Raw genomic sequence first — 1,059 nt, 5'->3', positions numbered from 1 at the left:
TGAACGGCACAGCCATCTCGATGTTCTCGATTTCCCATTCCGCCCATGCCCCGCGGTACATCCAGATGCGGCAATCCTTCAACCATGCGGCACCGGCATTCTTTTCCTCATCAATAGCGGCCAGTACGGCATCGGTACAGACACGGTGCGTGCCATGGGGGTCGGCAAGGTCGCCGGCTACATAAATTTGGTGGGGCTGTACCTCCTGCAACAGCTTCTGGACGATTTGCACATCCGTCTCGCTAATGGGGTTCTTCTCGATGCGCCCCGTCTCGTAGAAAGGAAGGTCGAGGAAATGCACATGGTCCAGCGGGATGCGGTTATACGTGCATGCCGTGCGTGCCTCTCCCCTACGTATCAACCCCTTTATGGTCAGGATGTCACGCGTGTCGATGTCGCCTTCCTTCTTCTGAAGCAGGAACTGCTTGATGTCGGCATACATCTTGCGGATGGTCTCGTTCTGATTCTCATCAAAAAGCTGGTTGAAACCGTTGATGAAGTGCATGAAGCGTACCACCTCCTCATCGCCTACGGCAATATTGCCCGAAGTCTCGTATGCCACATGCACGTCGTGACCCTGCTGCACCAGACGGCGGATGGTACCGCCCATGGATATCACATCGTCATCGGGATGCGGAGAGAAGACGACCACACGCTTGGGGAACGGCTTGGCACGCTCCGGACGGTAGGTGTCATCCGCATTGGGCTTGCCGCCGGGCCAGCCGGTGATGGTATGCTGCAGGTCGTTGAATATCTTGATGTTCACATTGTAGGCTGAGCCGTAAAGCACCAGCAGCTCGCTCAAGCCGTTCTCGTTATAATCCTTGTTGGTCAGCTTCAGAATCGGTTTTCCGGTCAAAAGGCAAAGCCACACGATGGCACTCCGGATCAGCTTGTCCGTCCATTCGCAGCTGGTCACCAGCCACGGGCGCTGGATACGGGTCAGGTGGGAAGCAGCGGGCAAGTCGATGCAGACGGTCGCATTCTGGTGCATCTGGAGGTAAGAAGCGGGAAGCGTATCCGAAATCTTATCCTCTACCGCCTGCTTGATAATATCGG

1 protein-coding gene is annotated in these 1,059 nt (G+C 55.9%); it reads right to left on the bottom strand.

The window, feature by feature from the left end:
- The coding region (locus B5F78_RS16590) for a PIG-L family deacetylase (protein ID WP_206421973.1) at positions 1-1,059 on the bottom strand (1,059 nt) is incomplete at both ends.

The organism is Bacteroides sp. An279, assembly GCF_002159615.1.
GTDB classification, from domain to species: Bacteria; Bacteroidota; Bacteroidia; order Bacteroidales; family Bacteroidaceae; genus Phocaeicola; species Phocaeicola intestinalis.
This window is presented reverse-complemented; position numbering and strand designations above follow the sequence as displayed.